Below are 16613 nucleotides of genomic sequence, written 5' to 3'. Positions count from 1 at the left end.
CGCAATGCTGCGTGAGACCGAACGGCTGGGACTGATCGGCGCCGTACGCATCAACAAGCTGGAGAACGAAGGCCAAGCCGACCTTGAAGGTGTCATGTCCGGAGCCCCCCATGCAGTCTTCCTGCCCCACACCGAGACAACGGATCAACTCGTCGCGCTGGATGCGGCACTCAGCGAGTGCGAACGCCTCCACGGGATCGCGCAAGGGACGACGGAGATTGTTCCGACTATCGAATCCGCAAAGGGTCTGGTCGCTCTCGGCGCGTTATTGAACGTGAGTCCGCGCATTCGATGCTGCATGCTCGCGGTAGAAGATCTCGCGGCGAATCTGGGCGCGCGCCGCACGCCTGAGGGACGGGAACTGCTCTATGCGCGCAGCCGGTTTCTCATCGAATGCATTGCGGCGAATTGCGTAGCGATCGACCTGCCTTGTACTTATCGATCTGCTGGCGCGCTTGCCGCGGAGTTGGATCTATCGACGCAGCTAGGATTTACATCGAAGTGCGTGGTATTTGCCGAACATGTGGACGCAGTCAATCGCGCTTTGACTCCGTCGAGCGACGCCGCAGCGAACGCGCGAGCGACACTGGCTGCTTATGACGCGCAAGGACCGTATGCCGATGGAAGCGCGTGGATCGACGCGCCCGAACGCAATAACGCCAAACGTCTGCTCGCACGCTACGAGGCTTTTCAGGGCGATCGCTAAGCTTCTTAGTACGCCCCTGGAATCAGTCGCGACGTACGGGCGCGGTACGCATCGTATTCGGCGCCGAACTGCGCACGCAGCAGCGCTTCCTCCGAGTTTATTCGCGCGACGAGCGGCGCAATAGTGAGCACAGTGAGAAGCACGCCGACACCGGACCTAAAGGCGAAGGCCCACCCCAGCGCATTGACGAGCAAGCCAAGATAGCTGGGGTGCCGGATGACGCCATAGATGCCGGTCGTGACAAGCGTATGGCCGGGCTGGATAGCGACCAGCCCGCTGAACCGATGGCCGAGTATGAAGACCGGCAATATCCGCAGCGCTCCACCCAGGATGAACAGCACGACGCCAATCCAGCGGACGCTGTCGCCGTCGAGGGTCCAGAATCCCTTTCGATCCGTGTAGGCCGGCAGATAGGCTTCCAGCAGCCCTATCACGGCGAAGGCGGCGATGACCCAGCGGTTGTCGCGGTCCTCACGTTCACCGGAGCTCAGGTTGCCGCTACTAAAGCTCGCAACGATCGACATGACCAGCGTTGCAATAGCCACGACGGTTAGCGCGGGATGGGAGAAAAAAGCGGCGAAGCCACCCCAGCCAAGGACCGCGAGTCCGAGATAAACAACGGTCCCCGTTATGGTAATGAACACGAGTTTGGATGAAGGCGTCATGGGTTCCTCGCTTGGACGAACGCTCCTTTATAGTTTAGGACGCTAATCGAAAGAGCGAACCTGTTGCATGTCGCAAATGGAGGGGGCTCAAGCAGCAATTCCGGTTCCGGTCCCGGTTACTTACAAGAGTCCAACACGTATTTCTCCACGCGCCGAATATCAGATTCTCTAAAGGCATTCCCAATATGCTATTTTTCGCTTCGTCCCTCTCGGAACGAAGTCGAAAATATCCGGAAAACGCTACGCAACCGCTGAGTGCCTGCCCGACCGAAGCGCGCGCGGCTCCCGAAGATATAAAAAGAGGCCGTCTGCCATGCGCCTGTTTATCCTCGCGATCATCTTGATCGGGTCGGTGTTCACTGCCTCGGCAGCACCCCTGTCCTATCACGCGGGTGTCGCTCGTATCACCGTTCCAGACGCGACCGCGCCATTCGATACGGTCATCTTCTATCCGTCCGATACACAGGAAGTCGCCTGGAAAGCCGGGCCTTTCACTATAACCGCCAGCCTCAACGCACCCGTCGCGGAGGGTCAGCGTTTTCCCGTTGTCCTGATATCGCACGGTCACCGTGGGGCTCCTTTCAGTCACCGTGACCTGGCTACTCGCCTGGCCCATGACGGCTTTATCGTGATCCTTCCTACTCACATCGGCGATGCGTCGGGTCATCCGGAAGCTACGACGCCCGGCCAGATCCTCGAGGATCGGCCCCGCCAGGCAAAAGAAGCGCTCGACGCATCATTGACGGATCCGAGATTCGCGCAACACGCCGATACGGCACGCATCGGCATGATCGGGTACTCGGCAGGTGGATATACCGCGCTCATTCTCGCGGGCGCACGGCCCAATTTCGCCTATGCCGACACCTATTGCCGGTCACACGATGACGTGGCGTCATGCGCCCGGCACGCAGCAGGCGACGCTGGCCCGCCAGTCGATCTGATCGCCTGGCAGCCACCCGCGGAGCCTCGCCTGAAAGCGCTTGTCCTGATGGACCCGCTTGCAGTGATGTTCGATGCTGCCGGCCTGGCATCAGTGCGCATTCCGACGCTTCTGTATCGCCCCGACGATGACGCTTACCTGAATGCTCAACATAACGCCTTGGCGGTCGCGGCCGGGTTACCCAACCCGTCGCAGCAAGTCGTGGTGCCGGGAAGCCATTTCGTGTTTGTCGATCCATGCCCGGACGCGATCGCGGACGAAGCTCCGCTCATCTGCAAAGATGCAACGGGAGTTGACCGGGCATCCGTTCATCGCAGGATGGAGAGCGAGATATCGGCATTCCTGCACGCACATTTGTAGTGAAGCGACTGCGGGCGAACTTAGAATTGCCACCTCACGACATGGTTTAGCAGAGCGGCATAACTCATCGCTACAAGGAAGTCGATAAATGAAACGGTTATTCGTCTGCTGCGATGGAACCTGGAATTCAGATAGCGATGAATTCCAGGGCGTGCCGGTTCCGACAAACGTCGTGCGATTCTTCAACGCGGTGAGCGACATCAATGGCGATGGCGGAGAACAGCTCAAGTACTACCATGCGGGCGTAGGTGCAAACGAAAGCCGGCTGCGGCGGCTAATAGATGGCGCGCTTGGTGTTGGACTGTCACGCGACATCCGGACCGCCTATAAGTGGCTATCCGACCACTGCGAAGCCGATTCAGAAATTTATATTGTTGGATTTTCCAGAGGAGCCTTCACCGCGCGCAGCCTTGTGGGCATGTTGCATCGCTGCGGGCTTCCGCGCGGCGCCGACTGGTCGTTGGTCAGACAAGCCTGGACGCTTTATCGGCTCGATCCGAAAATGGAAGCGAACACACAACGGCAAGCGAATTTCCGTGCCATGCATGGAGAACCTCCCCGCATCCGGTTCCTCGGCGTATGGGAGACAGTTGGCGCGCTAGGCATTCCAGAAGCACTGAACCCGTTTGGCTTCCTCAAAAACCAATACCAGTTTCACGACACGACCCTGGCTCCTGAAGTCGAACGTGCAGTTCAGGCTCTGGCTATCGACGAACAAAGAAACAATTTCTTTCCAACGCTCTGGACTCCGGAGGATGGGACGGACGACGCGCGGGTTTCTCAGGTTTGGTTTCCCGGAGTGCACGCCGACGTAGGCGGTGGCTACAAAGAAACAGAACTCTCAAACGCGACGCTCCAGTGGATGTTATCCGAGGCGCAACTATGCGGAGCCACGTTCCGGTCGCAAATGCTCGAGCAGTTGCCGAAAGCGGACCAGGTGTTATCTGCCGCGGTGCATGGGGTCCTGCACAACTCCCTCACCAGTTTCTATCGAAGGGTTGGTTTTCGGCCGCGTTCTTTTCCATGCCTGAAGCAGGCGTCCCGTCGCGGGTCAGAATCGGTATCAACCCTGGCGTTAGCGAGGCAGGCCAATCCTCCCATCGCCCAAGCTCCCTACCGGCCGCACGTTGACCCGGTGAACGAACTGGAGGTACGCATCTTTGCGAACCCCTTGTGGAACTGGACCGGCATCTTCATGCAAGAGGGCGTCAGCTACCAGTTTCAAGTGATGGAAGGACAGTCGTGGCTTGACTGGCGTCGTGCTTGCGGCGCAGAAGGGACGAGGGGCAACTTTGTCCAGCGATTCCTCACTGGTTTCAAGCGTGTTACCGATGCGAACTGGTTCGAACTATGCGGCGCCATCACCTATCCGGCGCAGCCAACCATAGGGGGCACCCCTCCTGAGCCTCACTACTTTCGAATCGCGATGGGCACAACCATCACAGCACCAACGTCAGGATATTTATATTGCTTCGCCAACGACGCGCGATGGGCCTACTCAAAAAACCAGGGAAGTATTCGAGTGAAGATCTGTGCGCTCAACGAAGGTCCTTGCACGGCAACGACCGAGGGGACCGGCTCGGATGCCGAGGCGACTACGCCGCCTGCTTCGCCGAGTGGAACAGGGGCTAGCCAACCCTAAAGCAAGGGATAGCGCTCTCGACTCGGTACGGCTGAATTTCTGACGACTCGCTGCGGTCTAGTAAGCTTGGCTTAATCGACGCTCCGTAGGCAAATCCATGTCCTCCGTCTCCTCATTCAAGCTCGTCCTGCTCTCGCTAATCGTCATGATCGGTTTGCAGTTGCTAGCCAAGCGTCTCAGGTTGCCACCGGCTGCCGCGCTGCTGGTGGGTGGGATCGCCATGGCGTTCGTGCCGGGTCTTCCACCTGTCCACCTGGACCCGGACCTGGTGATTGTCGTGTTCCTGCCGCCGCTTCTCATGGACGGCGCCTACTTCTCAGTGTGGGAAGAGCTCAAGCGCAATTTCGGTGGCATCCTGCTACTCGCCATCGGTGCCGTTGCATTCACAACACTTGCAGTCGGGGTGGTCACTCATCTTGTTGTCCCCGGCCTGCCGTGGGCCGTCTGCTTTGCCCTCGGTGCCATCGTGTCGCCACCCGATGCCGTTGCTGCCAAGGCCGTGCTCGAACGGCTCGCGCTACCGCGCAAACTGATGGTCCTTCTAGAGGGAGAAAGTTTGCTCAACGATGCGGCCGGCCTCGTCCTGGTTCGTTTCGCCGTTGCGGCAGCGCTCACCGGAACGTTTAGCATCGGGCATGCTGCAGCGAGCTTTGCCATCCTTGGCCTGGGAGGTGTGGTGGTCGGTGGCGTCGTGGGCTATTTGATCGTGCAAATCGTCCGCTGCCTTGCTGACGACTATCTCATCATCACCACCAGCGTATTGACGCCATGGGTGAGCTACATTGTTGGCGAAACGCTCGGCGTCTCCGGCGTAATCGCGACGGTGACGGCCGGTCTGACATTGGGCTGGTATCAACACGAAGTCTTGAGCGCTACTGTTCGCATGCGCGGCACGGCATTCTGGCAAGTCATCGTCTTTCTTCTCGAAGCGCTCGTATTCATATTGATCGGGCTATCTCTCCGAGGTGTCATCGCCCGGTCAGGCGGCGCCGATGATGCACTTTCTACGCTGGCGCCAGCCGTGGCGGCTGTGCTTGGCGCGGTGGTTCTATCACGCTTCGTGTGGGTCTTCGCCACTGAAGTGCTCAACACGTCATGGCGCCGCATGACCGATCGTGGGAATGCGGTTCTGGATTGGCGCACGGCAACCATAACAAGTTGGGCGGGCATGCGCGGCGTAGTCACGCTCGCAGTTGCACTGTCGCTTCCAGAGACGCTGCCCGGGCGGGATTTGATCCTTGTCGCGTCGTTTGCCGTCATCCTTGTGACCGTGCTGCTGCAAGGAACGACTATCGGCCTTTTGATTGAATGGATCAATCCTGACCGCAGTTCAGATACCGGCGCCCAGCATCTGACGGAACCACAAGCATGGGCAAGACTCGAGGCGGCTCAACTTGCCGCTATCGAGCCGCTCGTGCGTGACAGCGATGGGAAGGTGATTCACCCGCGGCTTCTCGAACAATACAGTTACCGGGCGACAATCACCAAAGCGTACGGAGAGCGGACGGACTTTCCGCACGAAGTACGTGTCAGTCATTACGATGTCGTCTTGGCTGCCATCGCCGCTGGACGCAAGGAGTTGCTCCATATGCATCGCTCAGGGGCAATTCATGACGAGATGCTTCATGTCCTCGAGCACGACCTGGACCTGCAAGAAGTGTCCGCGCGGCATGCGCGCGGTTGATCTTCACTCGCACTCAGCCTTGCGCACGCGCCAGGTTCTGGTTCCATCACCTGAAGACGAATTTCGGATTGGTACAATTGGATCAAACTCCTCGTACCTTCTCACTACATGTCCGAAAAAAACTGGTTGTCCGAACCCAGCACCGCGTCCAAGCGCATCATCTTCGCGCGCCATGGCGAATATCCGTGCAACGTCCGTGGTGTTTGCAACAGCAATCCTCGCACAGGCTATTATCTGACGGAGAAGGGAGAGGCTCAAGGCAGGGCCTTGGGCGAGCGCCTGAAAGATGAAAAAATCGAGCTCATCGTAACCTCGGAATTTCTGCGCGCGCGCCAGACAGCATGGTTAGCCAACGAGGTACTGAAGGTGCCCCAAGTCGTTAATCGGCTTGCCAACGAAAACCGGGTCGGTACCGCATTCGAAGAGAAGTCGGGTGACGAATTTCAGCGATTCATCTCTCACGCGCCGGCTACTACCGCTACGGCAGACGGAGAACCGTTCATGGGATTGCTCGCGCGCGTTCAATCGCTGATCGCCGACCTGAAGCTGAGCAGCCCGGAGACCGTGCTGGTCGTTACACACGGCTGGCCGCTTCAGGCAGTACGGGTCATCCTGAACGGAATCGATGTAGATAACGCCGCTCGATGCGTGGGGATGCCGTCCAATTGCGAAATCGTTGAAGGATGGTTTTAACCGCCCGCGTTCAGGTGGCCTGAATCGACAGACGCCGCACGGCTTGCGTGAGCGATAACGAAGCACGTTGCAAACAAAACGACATGCGGGCTTACTCGATTCGAGTGGTTTTTCATTGGCCAGCCCGTGGAATGGAAGTGCCTTGATGCGGCTAAAGTCTTAGCGCCAGGCGCTGCCGACTTGAACATAAAACGCGTTCTGACCCGGGCCGCGTGGTTTGGGCCTTGAAGAGTGACGTTGGCATCCGCCGATAAGTTAGTAATTCGGACCGCTCCAGCCTAAGCGTTCAAATACAGGCGTGCCTCCACGGCGTGACATCTTCCATCTCCATGAATTGAACTTTGATACAAGCTTTCAGCAGCGATGACGCACTATTGAGCCGCTCGACTTACATAGCCGACCAGTATCAGGAACTCAAACAGGACTCAATCAGCGTTCGGGCGCACGGTTAGCGCCATCCCACCGCGCGGAATTTAACTTACCGGTAAGGTTCCAAGCACGACACGCCTGGCCAATTCTGTCTTTCTATTGACTCGTCAGACGGACCCTGGGCATACCCATTAAGATAACCAGACACAATGTCTTGCAACAAACCATGGTGATATCTATCGTCTGAAGGACATAAATGGATGTATTACTTCCGGGGCCTGGTAGCTGAAGCATGAGTCCACCTCACTTTAATCGCGACATTTCTGCTTAGAACAAAGCTCAATGGGTAAATTGCTTCCTAACCTCTCCGGCAAAGCGTCAACTCGAACGTCGCCGTGGACCTTGTTTCTGATTTTTCTCAGACTAGGCCTCACGTCGTTTGGCGGACCAGCCGCTCATCTTGGATATTTCCGCGACGAATTCGTCAGGCGGCGCGAATGGCTCGACGAGCATACCTATAGCGATATCGTCGCGTTATGCCAGTTCCTTCCGGGCCCGGGAAGCAGTCAGGTGGGAATAGCCATAGGGCGGATGCGCGGAGGGGTGCGAGGCGCACTCGCTGCATGGTTCGGTTTCACGCTTCCGTCGGTCGTGCTGTTGGTCGCGTTCGCCTACGGTTATGCGCATCTTGATACCGCATTTTCCGGGCGCCTCTTGCACGGCCTCAAACTGGCCGCCGTTGCAGTAGTCGCCCAAGCGGTGTGGTCGATGGGGAGAGCACTTTGCCCCGATAAGACGCGAGCGTCCATAGCAGTCGTTTCAACCGCCCTAGTCGTGGCTCTGGGCGCAACGTATGGGCAGATAGTGGCAATTCTTCTAGCGGGCTTGAGCGGTGCCGTACTGCTGAAAATCTCGACTGAGGTGCCCGATGCTCCCCTCGGCATGCCTGGGACGAAAGCAGAGGCCAGCGTATGCATCGTGGCTTTTTTGGCCTTGTTGCTTGGACTGCCAGTCCTGTCGGCGCTATTCCCCGGCTACGCGCTTGAACTGTTTTCCGGCTTCTTCCGGGTCGGTTCGCTCGTTTTCGGCGGCGGTCACGTGGTGCTGCCGTTGTTGCAGGCGATCGTAGTGCCACGCGGCTGGGTATCGACGAACGAATTCCTGGCGGGCTATGGCGCAGCTCAAGCCATCCCGGGCCCGCTCTTTACCTTCGCGGCGTTTCTTGGTGCTGTTGGGAAGGGAACACCCTCCGGGCCTGTCGGTGCGGCGCTGGCGACGGTCGCGATCTTCCTGCCCTCTTTCCTGCTGGTCGAAGCAGCTCTGCCTCTATGGGGCAAGCTTCGCGCCTTTACGTCAATGCGCCGGGCGATGGCCGGAATCAACGCGGCGGTGGTCGGCATCCTGCTCGCCGCGCTGTATGACCCCGTATGGATCAGCGCAGTGCATGGGGCAAGCGACTTCGCGCTCGCGGCCTTTGCCCTTTTGCTTTTGACCTGGTGGCGCATGCCCTCGTGGGCGGTCGTGATTCTGACCGCCGGGTTGACGTTCGTTGTGTTCTGAAAATCTCAATCCGAACGAAGGCGTTCCGCTAGCGAAACGAATGAACCACCTATCACCATGCACTGGCTAGGCCGCCGGCGGCCAGCCATGAGTTTCGGTCTGGCAGTCCCGACACCACGCAAAAAGAGCGTCATACATCACCATGCCATGGGCGAGCATCTCATGGTCGTTCTCGAACAGTCGCGAGAGCCCCAGAGACAGGGCGAGCAGTCCTGCCGCTTGCGGAGCCAGATCGAGCCGTGCCGTGTCGGCGCCACGTACGATGGTCGCGAGCGCGGCGAGTGCAGGGTCGGTCAATTGAAATTACGACAAGAACGCGTCAAAGCTGCAACGCTCGCCGACGTGAGAGAGCCGGACCCCGGGAACGTCGTACGGAGTCGCATCTTCGCGCTTCGCAATTTCCGTCACCTGGTCTGCGGGAACAAACAGAAATTCTGGCGACTCATCGATGAATCTGTGGATGAGCCATGGACATGCGACACGGTCGATCTTTGGGTGCTCGCGCGTACTCCATTTCATGTCATCCTCCGCGCAGGCGACGCCGCCTGCATTCTCAATGCCGCGTTGTCCCAGTTGATGAGGCTAAAGAGCTGATTGACGTAATCGTTACGCTTGTTCTGATACTTCAGGTAGTACGCGTGCTCGAAAACGTCGAGAACGAGGATGGGCTGGACGCCCCAGGCCGTGAGCTTTTGATGGTTCTCGCACTGCAAGACCATGAGCTTGCCCGTTGCGGGATGGTAGCCAACGATGCCCCAGCCAGATGCCTCCACGGCAATCGTTGCCGCGACCAATTGGGCCTTGAATTTTGCGTACGAACCGAAATTCTTGTTGATTGCATTTGCCAGGTCACCCTTCGGTTCACCGCCTTTACCCGAAATGCTTGTCCAATACAGGGTGTGCAAGATGTGACTCGATAGTTGAAAGGCCAACTCCTTCTCGTAGAACTTAACGAGGGCAAAGTCGTTCGAGTCGCGTGCCTTTGCCAGCCGTCTTCAGCCTTGTTGGCCGCGACCACGGCGGGTTTGTGATGGAAGTTGTAGTGCAGTTCAACGGTGCGCGCGTCGATAACAGGCTCAAGCGCGTCGTAGGCGAATGGTAGCGGTGCGGCGGCGTATTTACCGTCTGCATCTGTGATGCTTATCGGTGTAACCGGGGTCTTCTGCAGCATGACTGCTTTGTGCCTGAGCCAGCATGATTCCCGCACCAACAGCCGCGGTGTTGTGCAGGAAGTGACGACATGTTGCCATGATTGCTTTTCCTCGCAGACTGCTCGTACTCGCTTGCTGTCAGATGACATGAGAATGGACGAGCGGATAAACAACAAGACCAAATAACGCCGCCGCAACGACAATGACCGGCTCCTGCAATTTCTTGAAGCGCCAGAGGAGCAGCACGGTCGCGATTGCCAATACGACGGTGGGAATATCGATCAGCGAGCGTTTTGCCATCACCAATACGGACCCCGTAATGGCGCCCACTGCGGCGGCAGTGATGCCGTCAACGAATGCTTTAACGGCAGGCAGCTTCCCGTATTTCTTGAAGTACGGTGCGGGCAACACCATAAACAGGTAGCACGGCAGGAATGTGCCGAGCGCGGCGACGCAAGCACCGGCGAATCCGGCAACCAGGTAGCCGATGAAGCCCACCGTAATGACGACGGGCCCTGGAGTAATCATCGCGACTGCGACCGCATCGACAAACTGCCGGTCATTCAACCAGTGGTGTTCGGTCACTACGCCGCCGTAGAGGAACGGCACAATAGCGAGGCCGGAGCCGAAGACGAATGCTCCGGCCTTCGTGAAGAAAAGCCCGATCTGTCCAAGCAGCGACACGTCTAAACCACTGAGCACGCCGCTCGTCGCCGGAAGATGGACAATGGCCAGTCCGTGAATCGAGCCCTTATGAAGCCACTTTGGCGGTGCCCGTTTTAGCCAGCCAACGATGCCGGCGGCGATAAAAATCCACGCAATTTCGGACTCCGTCACGAACGTGACGATCGCGAGCGTCAGGTAAATAGCCCACAACACCTTGTCTGTGCCGACAGTCTTCGTAGTCAGCTTGTAGGCGCTCATCGCGATGATGCCGATGACAGCCGCCCCTACACCGTAGAAGACCGCTTGCATCCACGGCAGACCCCCGAAGTGCGCATAGGCCCACCCTAGCGCGACGACCATCAGAAACGAAGGAATAACGAACGCGATGCCAACTACAGTGGCGCCCAGCAAACGGAAGTGCACGTATCCGAGATAGATGGCCAGTTGCGCTGCCATAGGACCCGGCGCCAACTGCGCGAGCGTCAGTCCCTCCTTGTAGTCTTCTTCGCTAATCCATCCCAGTCGTTCGACCAGGTCCCGGCGCATGGAGCCGGCCAACGCGACAGGGCCGCCAAAACCAACGGTGCCTAGCCGCAACATGTAGCGGACCAATTGCCCCAGCGTATAGGCGGGCGAACTGTGCGTCGCTGAACTCATGGCCGCTTCACGACATTGGTCTTTTCGATTGCCGCGAAGTGCGCCAACAGCGAATCGAGGACGTGACTCATCTCGGTCAGCATCTCGTCGTCGCTCAACGCGCGCGCTTTCGCACCCGTCATTACCGCTTCGAAGCCGATGGCTTCCGGCACGACTTCGCCGCCGACATCGAGTACGTGCACCAGCGTGCCCAGCTTGAGCAGCCCCGGTTCGTCCTCAAGACCGAAGCTCGCGACCAACACCTCGAACGTCACGCGCTCGCCAATGTGCGAAAAGGCAGCGCCGTCGAAGTCGAAGCCCAGGGCGTCAGGCGGACTCTCGCTGGGCGACACCAGCCACATGAAGCACGCCTGAAAATCGATGAAACGCCGGATAAGCCATGCACTGGCGACACGGTCGACCCACAACCGCTGGCGGGTCGCCCAGGTCCGGCCTTGATAGTCCTCGCGACGCAATAGAGGGATTGCGCCTTCCACTTGATGAGGCTCGCCCGGCGACAGGACCGTGTTGGCCAGTGCGACGAAGTCCTGCCATGCGGCCTCGGCCCGTGTAAATGCCTCGTTCCGGAAAAAGTCGATGCTGGAGATCGCATCGAAATCCTTGCCCGCGCGCCGCAGCAGCCGGGTGATTTCGACGGGCGAGATGTCCGACAGGGTCTTGCGCGCATCGGCCAGCGACCGCACAAAGGCCGCGTACTCGTCGGTTCTGTCGAAGAGGGACCGGAATTCGGCCTCCTGGTCCGCTCCGCGGCTGGGAGCCCGCACCAGATGAGCTGCTCCGCCGGCTTCGCCGATGCTCGAGCTCAACTCCAGCAATTCAGCCTCGGCAATATCCGTCGCAGGCAGCAGGTAGACCCCGTCTCGCAGGACAGCACAGCCTTTTCCCTTAAGGGCGCGCCAGAAGCGCATCCGGGCCGTGGCGTTGTCGGTTGGAAGGGTTAGCACCAGGAGCAGCCAGTCGCTTGATGGTTTCATGTTGTATACGCTACAACATAGTTACGAACTCTACAATAAATATTATTGGGCGCGTATTTGCCTCGTCCAATGACTGGAAGTACGACGGCCGGCATAGAAATCCCTGCCGATCGTGAACCTGCCGAAGCGAAGCGCCGCACGCTCGGCGAAGAACGAGAAATACCCCATCCCCCTATATGGATTTGATAAACGATATATACTCCCCCCGGGTATAAAAGGGAAACGACATGAGCCACACGATTCAGGAAAAACAAAAGCTTCTAAACAGGGTTCGCCGCATCAAGGGCCAGGTTGAAGCCATCGAGCGTGCGCTCGACGAGGAGCACGGCTGTTCAGATGTCCTGCAGCGGATAACAAGTTGCCGGGGAGCGATGAACGGACTGCTCGCGGTGGTGCTCGAGGACCACATCCGGAATCACCTCGTCGATGCCGACACTGACGAAGATCCGGCCGGCAGCGCGACCGAGCAGCTCATTGAAGTCGTACACAGTTATTTCAAGTAGAGCCAAAAATGAGCGATTTCAAAGACGCCGCGTTCGGCGCGGGACACGACCATATCTTTCTTGGCGCTGGCCATGAAAGCAACGAGCGCAAAACCTGGGCCGTCATCGGCTTATGCAGCGCGATGATGCTTCTCGAGATCGTCGGCGGAAGCATGTTCGGATCTTTGGCGCTCGTAGCCGACGGCCTGCACATGTCGACTCACGCGGGCGCCATGCTGATTGCAGCGGTGGCTTATACCTATGCACGCAAGCACGCGGCCGACTCCCGTTTCGTGTTTGGCACGGGCAAGCTTGGCGATCTGGCGGGATTCACGAGCGCCATCGTGCTGGCCATGATTGCACTGCTGATAGGTTACGAGGCTATTTCCCGTTTTCTTTCCCCGGTACCCATCCATTTCGGCGAAGCGATTCCTATCGCCGTGCTAGGCCTGCTCGTCAATATCGCGAGCGTGTGGCTTTTAAGCGGTGGTGCTCACGGACATAGTCATGGGCACGACCATGGACACGACGGCCACGCTCATGAAGATGAGGCTCAAAAGATATTTACTCCCGCCGGTGTGTTCGCCGTTTCCATCTTTGAGGATGGCGTACCGCCGGTTTTCCGAATTACACCGGCAACCGAGGATTCGCGGCTAAACGCCTCGACGGTGTCCATCACCACTATCTGGCCAGACGGTGCTCAGCAGGTATTCGAACTGGCGAACCGTGGTGGCTACCTGGAATCGATGCAAGACATTCCCGAGCCGCACGCATTCAAAGCCATCGTTCGGCTAACGGACGACGAGCACGAAGTCGAATTCGAAGAGCATGAGCACCACGCCAACGCGCATGACGCCGCGGCTCGCGACCACAACATCCGGTCCGCGTACGTACACGTGATAGCGGATGCGGCAGTCTCTGTGCTGGCTATCATCGGCCTCGTGCTCGCACGCGCGTTTGGCTGGCTTTGGATGGACCCGCTTGCCGGTGTAATCGGCGCGTTGGTGATTGCGAACTGGTCTTACGGCTTGATGCGGGACACTGGCGCGATCCTGCTCGACATGAGCCCCGACCGGCGTATGGCGGAGAATGTCCGGCATGCTGTAGAGGACCGCGGCGACAAGGTTGTCGACCTGCATGTGTGGCGTGTGGGGCCCGGCCATATGAGCGCGGTGGTGTCGGTTGCGACCAATGAGCCGCAGCATGACTCGCGCTTTTATCACGCAGCGCTTAAGCGCTTCAAGGGGCTGTCGCATGTCACCGTTGAAGTGCAACCCGCTCACTCGGCGGCCTGACCCATGGCAGTCAAGTCGCCTTGCATCGATGTGTGCGCATTCGATGGCAAGACCAAGATGTGCGTAGGGTGCTTCCGCACTCTCGCCGAAATTCGCGCATGGAAGAAGAAGACCGACCACCGGCGTCATCAGGTGATAAACGACCGGTCGCGGCGGCAGGCCAGCACGCTCGTTTCCGCTTCGATGTACCTGATACGAGGGTGATGCAGATTGGGACCAACCGCGAAACGGTGATCCTTAGCTTATTTATTAGCCATCCTTATCAATGTTACTTGTGTTAGCTGTGGTTCATTCCAGGTTTCGTACCCCTGGCACTCAATACGAAATGCCGGAGATTTAAATCAGAAAAACTGATTTGTCGACTCCTGGCCGGCTGCGCGAAGTGAAATTCGAAAGTTTGATTAATGAAAGATATTACAAATTCATTCGTCAGCCAGGTCACATGAATAGCACGCACGAGACTTGTGCGCGTCCTCAATTCGTCATTGGATCTCTCTAAGTTCTCTCCGTGTAACGCCCGGTAAGAAACGAGGAGATTGCGTAAGACATCGCAAACCCTCGCAACCGTCTTATGTTCAGGAGAGTTCCATGCAACGAATGAGCCAGCAGTTGGCAAAGCCAGTGGTGCGATGCTGTCTTCTTGGCAGTGCCTTTGCTCTGACGATAGCGGGCGTGATTTTTCCATCGCTTGCGGAAAGCCAGTCCCAAACCCCTGATGCATCAACGTTGACTGCATCGCCGATCAAGCATGTGATCGTCATCGTCGGCGAGAACCGCACTTTCGATCACGTGTTCGGCGCCTATAAGCCGCGCAACGGACAGTTTGTTTCGAACCTGCTTTCCAAGGGAATCATCACCGCGGATGGCAAGCCAGGTCCGAACTTTTCGCTCGCCGCGCAAAACACCGCAAGCGCGACCAATACCAGTCGGTTCGAGATGAGTCCCGGATCGAAGAAACCCTATACGGTTCTGCCGGCGCCAAACACGGGCTTCACGACGACGTCCGCAAGCGATACGAACCCGCCGCCGTTCGCCACGCTAGCCGCCGCACAGGCAGCTGAAGGCGCCTTGCTGGAAGCGAAGGACGTAATACACCTGACTACCGGTGCAAGCGGTCTGCCGCAGCAAGTCGTGGACACGCGCTTTGGCGCGAACACCTACAACTTGCCGAACGGCCCTTACCAGATTTCGCGGGTCGGCCCCGACTACGACCAATACATGAACAGCCCCGTTCACCGCTTCTATCAGAACTGGCAACAGTCCGATTGCAGCATTTCGCACGCGACCGCAGAGAATCCCAGCGGCTGCAAGATGGACCTGTTCGCCTGGGTTGAAACGTCGGTGGGCGCTGGTTCGAACGGCAAGGCGCGGCCCGCGAACTTCACGGACGAGACGACCGGTGAAGGCTCTACCGCGCTGGGCTATTACAACGTCAATACGGGCGACATGCCCTACTTCAACGAGCTCGCCCGCCACTACACGATCAGCGACAACTATCACCAGCCGGTGATGGGCGGCACGGGTGCCAACAGCATCATGGTTGGAACGGCAGACGCGCTCTACTACACCGATGGCAACGGCAATGTGGCGACACCGCCTGCTAACGAGATTGAAAACCCGCACCCGCAAGCGGGCACTAACAACTACTATACGCAGGACGGTTATTCGGGCGGGACGTACAGCAATTGCTCGGATATCAATCAGCCTGGCGTTGGCGCGGTACGGCATTACCTCGACAATCTGTCCTACCACCCCAAGGCGAATTGCGCGGCCAACACCTACTACCTGCTGAATAACTACAACCCCGGGTACAACGGCGACGGCTCGGTCAATACCACTACCTTTACCATTCCGCCTTCGCCCGTTCGCACGATCGGCGACACCTTGCTTGAGAAGAACGTCTCCTGGAAATACTACGGCGAGGGATGGAACACCTTTGTCGCCAAATCGCCCACGAGCGTGTACTGCAACATCTGCAATCCGTTCCTGTACGAAACGAACATCATGACGAATCCGGCGATCGTGAAGGCGCACTTGCAGGATACGAGCGATCTCTACACGGACATCGCCAACGGAACATTGCCGGCGGTATCGTTCGTCAAACCGGGTGGATTACTGGATGGCCATCCTGAGTCTTCGAAGTTCGGTCTTTACGAAGGGTTCGTTCACAAGCTGATCGATACGGTGCAGCAGAATCCCAAGCTTTGGGCATCGACGGCGATCTTTGTCACGACAGATGAAGGGGGTGGTTACTACGATTCCGGCTATATCCAGCCGGTCGATTTCTTCGGCGATGGTCCGCGCATTCCGATGATCGTAGTGTCGCCGTTTTCGCGAGGTGGCCGCGTGGTTCACGACTACTCGGATCACGCCTCGCTCGTAAAATTTATCGAGCGTAACTGGCGCCTGAACCCGATCACGGATCGAAGCCGAGACAACCTGCCGAACCCGGTTCAACTCGCGTCCAATCCGTACGTGCCCACGAATCAACCGGCCATTGGCGACCTGTTCAGTTCGTTCCGCTTCGATACCGACGGCGATCATGATCACAATCAGGGTGGCGACCAGGGACAGCGCGGTGGTTTCGGCATGTGGCCCTTCTAACAAGCCATAGGCTTCGCTAAGCAGAAATGCAAAAAACTGAGTGGGCGTAGCGCGATTTTGTATCGCGCTACGCCCACTTTTTTGTGTAGACCTCTCAGCCCACGCCACCGCTTACTCCCATTGCTCGTGGGATCATAAAAGCGCCGTTCGTTCGCTCAGATCGAC

General features: G+C 58.1%; 14 protein-coding genes and 2 pseudogenes. 10 read left to right on the top strand and 6 right to left on the bottom strand.

What is annotated here, in order from left to right:
• Positions 1–4 precede the first annotated feature (4 nt).
• A complete protein-coding gene (locus tag M0D69_RS16725) occupies positions 5–706 on the top strand; it encodes a CoA ester lyase (RefSeq protein WP_301783068.1) in 702 nt (233 codons plus the stop codon).
• A 5-nt stretch (positions 707–711) separates the two neighbouring features.
• Here the strand turns inward: M0D69_RS16725 and M0D69_RS16720 are convergent, their stop codons facing one another.
• Positions 712–1371, bottom strand: coding sequence for an isoprenylcysteine carboxylmethyltransferase family protein (locus M0D69_RS16720; protein ID WP_301783067.1), 660 nt, complete (start codon positions 1369–1371; stop codon positions 712–714).
• Between the two features lie 313 nt (positions 1372–1684).
• On the opposite strand from M0D69_RS16720, the gene M0D69_RS16715 reads away from it, so the two are divergent.
• The 5 genes from M0D69_RS16715 (at position 1685) to chrA (ending at position 8619) form a co-directional block, all read left to right on the top strand.
• Positions 1685–2671: a dienelactone hydrolase family protein gene (locus tag M0D69_RS16715; RefSeq protein ID WP_301783066.1), complete on the top strand. Its 987-nt coding sequence runs from the start codon at positions 1685–1687 to the stop codon at positions 2669–2671.
• An 88-nt stretch (positions 2672–2759) separates the two neighbouring features.
• A complete protein-coding gene (locus M0D69_RS16710; RefSeq protein WP_301783065.1) occupies positions 2760–4313 on the top strand; it encodes a DUF2235 domain-containing protein in 1554 nt (517 codons plus the stop codon).
• Positions 4314–4410: 97 nt separating this feature from the next.
• Positions 4411–5997 carry a Na+/H+ antiporter gene (locus M0D69_RS16705; RefSeq protein WP_301783064.1) on the top strand — a complete coding sequence of 529 codons (1587 nt, stop codon included), beginning with the start codon at positions 4411–4413 and terminating at the stop codon, positions 5995–5997.
• Between the two features lie 126 nt (positions 5998–6123).
• The gene (locus M0D69_RS16700; protein WP_301783063.1) at positions 6124–6690 is read left to right on the top strand and encodes a histidine phosphatase family protein; all 567 of its coding nucleotides are present in this window, start codon (positions 6124–6126) and stop codon (positions 6688–6690) included.
• 711 nt (positions 6691–7401) lie between these two features.
• Positions 7402–8619 carry a chromate efflux transporter gene (gene chrA / locus M0D69_RS16695; RefSeq protein ID WP_301783062.1) on the top strand — a complete coding sequence of 406 codons (1218 nt, stop codon included), beginning with the start codon at positions 7402–7404 and terminating at the stop codon, positions 8617–8619.
• Between the two features lie 66 nt (positions 8620–8685).
• On the opposite strand, the pseudogene M0D69_RS16690 reads toward chrA, so the two are convergent.
• The 5 genes and pseudogenes from M0D69_RS16690 to M0D69_RS16670 all read right to left on the bottom strand — a co-directional run bounded on the left by M0D69_RS16690 (position 8686) and on the right by M0D69_RS16670 (position 12067).
• Positions 8686–9138: pseudogene (locus tag M0D69_RS16690) on the bottom strand (chromate resistance protein ChrB domain-containing protein).
• Complete coding sequence (locus M0D69_RS16685) at positions 9135–9524, bottom strand: superoxide dismutase (protein WP_301783061.1); 390 nt, start codon at positions 9522–9524, stop codon at positions 9135–9137. Before M0D69_RS16685 ends, M0D69_RS16690 begins: the two are co-directional and overlap by 4 nt.
• A 119-nt stretch (positions 9525–9643) precedes the next feature.
• Positions 9644–9790 (bottom strand): annotated as a pseudogene (locus M0D69_RS16680) (hypothetical protein); the annotation flags it as partial.
• A gap of 118 nt (positions 9791–9908) precedes the next feature.
• Positions 9909–11093 (bottom strand): chromate transporter, encoded by a 1185-nt coding sequence (locus tag M0D69_RS16675; RefSeq protein WP_301783060.1) that lies wholly within the window; start codon positions 11091–11093, stop codon positions 9909–9911.
• Complete coding sequence (locus M0D69_RS16670) at positions 11090–12067, bottom strand: chromate resistance protein ChrB domain-containing protein (protein WP_301783059.1); 978 nt, start codon at positions 12065–12067, stop codon at positions 11090–11092. Before M0D69_RS16670 ends, M0D69_RS16675 begins: the two co-directional genes overlap by 4 nt.
• Before the next feature lie 227 nt (positions 12068–12294).
• On the opposite strand from M0D69_RS16670, the gene M0D69_RS16665 reads away from it, so the two are divergent.
• From M0D69_RS16665 to M0D69_RS16650, 4 genes are all read left to right on the top strand, one after another.
• On the top strand, positions 12295–12570 hold the full coding sequence (locus M0D69_RS16665) for a metal/formaldehyde-sensitive transcriptional repressor (RefSeq protein WP_122178109.1): 276 nt from the start codon (positions 12295–12297) through the stop codon (positions 12568–12570).
• Positions 12571–12578: 8 nt separating this feature from the next.
• Positions 12579–13844, top strand: a complete 1266-nt coding sequence (gene dmeF, locus M0D69_RS16660; RefSeq protein WP_301783058.1) for a CDF family Co(II)/Ni(II) efflux transporter DmeF — start codon at positions 12579–12581, stop codon at positions 13842–13844.
• A gap of 3 nt (positions 13845–13847) precedes the next feature.
• Positions 13848–14048, top strand: coding sequence for a DUF1289 domain-containing protein (locus tag M0D69_RS16655; RefSeq protein WP_301783057.1), 201 nt, complete (start codon positions 13848–13850; stop codon positions 14046–14048).
• Positions 14049–14432: 384 nt separating this feature from the next.
• Positions 14433–16448 carry an alkaline phosphatase family protein gene (locus M0D69_RS16650; protein ID WP_301783056.1) on the top strand — a complete coding sequence of 672 codons (2016 nt, stop codon included), beginning with the start codon at positions 14433–14435 and terminating at the stop codon, positions 16446–16448.
• Positions 16449–16613 lie beyond the last annotated feature (165 nt).

This window comes from Caballeronia sp. SEWSISQ10-4 2, from assembly GCF_030464885.1.
Classification (GTDB): domain Bacteria; phylum Pseudomonadota; class Gammaproteobacteria; order Burkholderiales; family Burkholderiaceae; genus Caballeronia.
The sequence above is the reverse complement of the archived record's forward strand: the minus strand, read 5'-3'. Positions and strand labels throughout refer to the sequence as shown.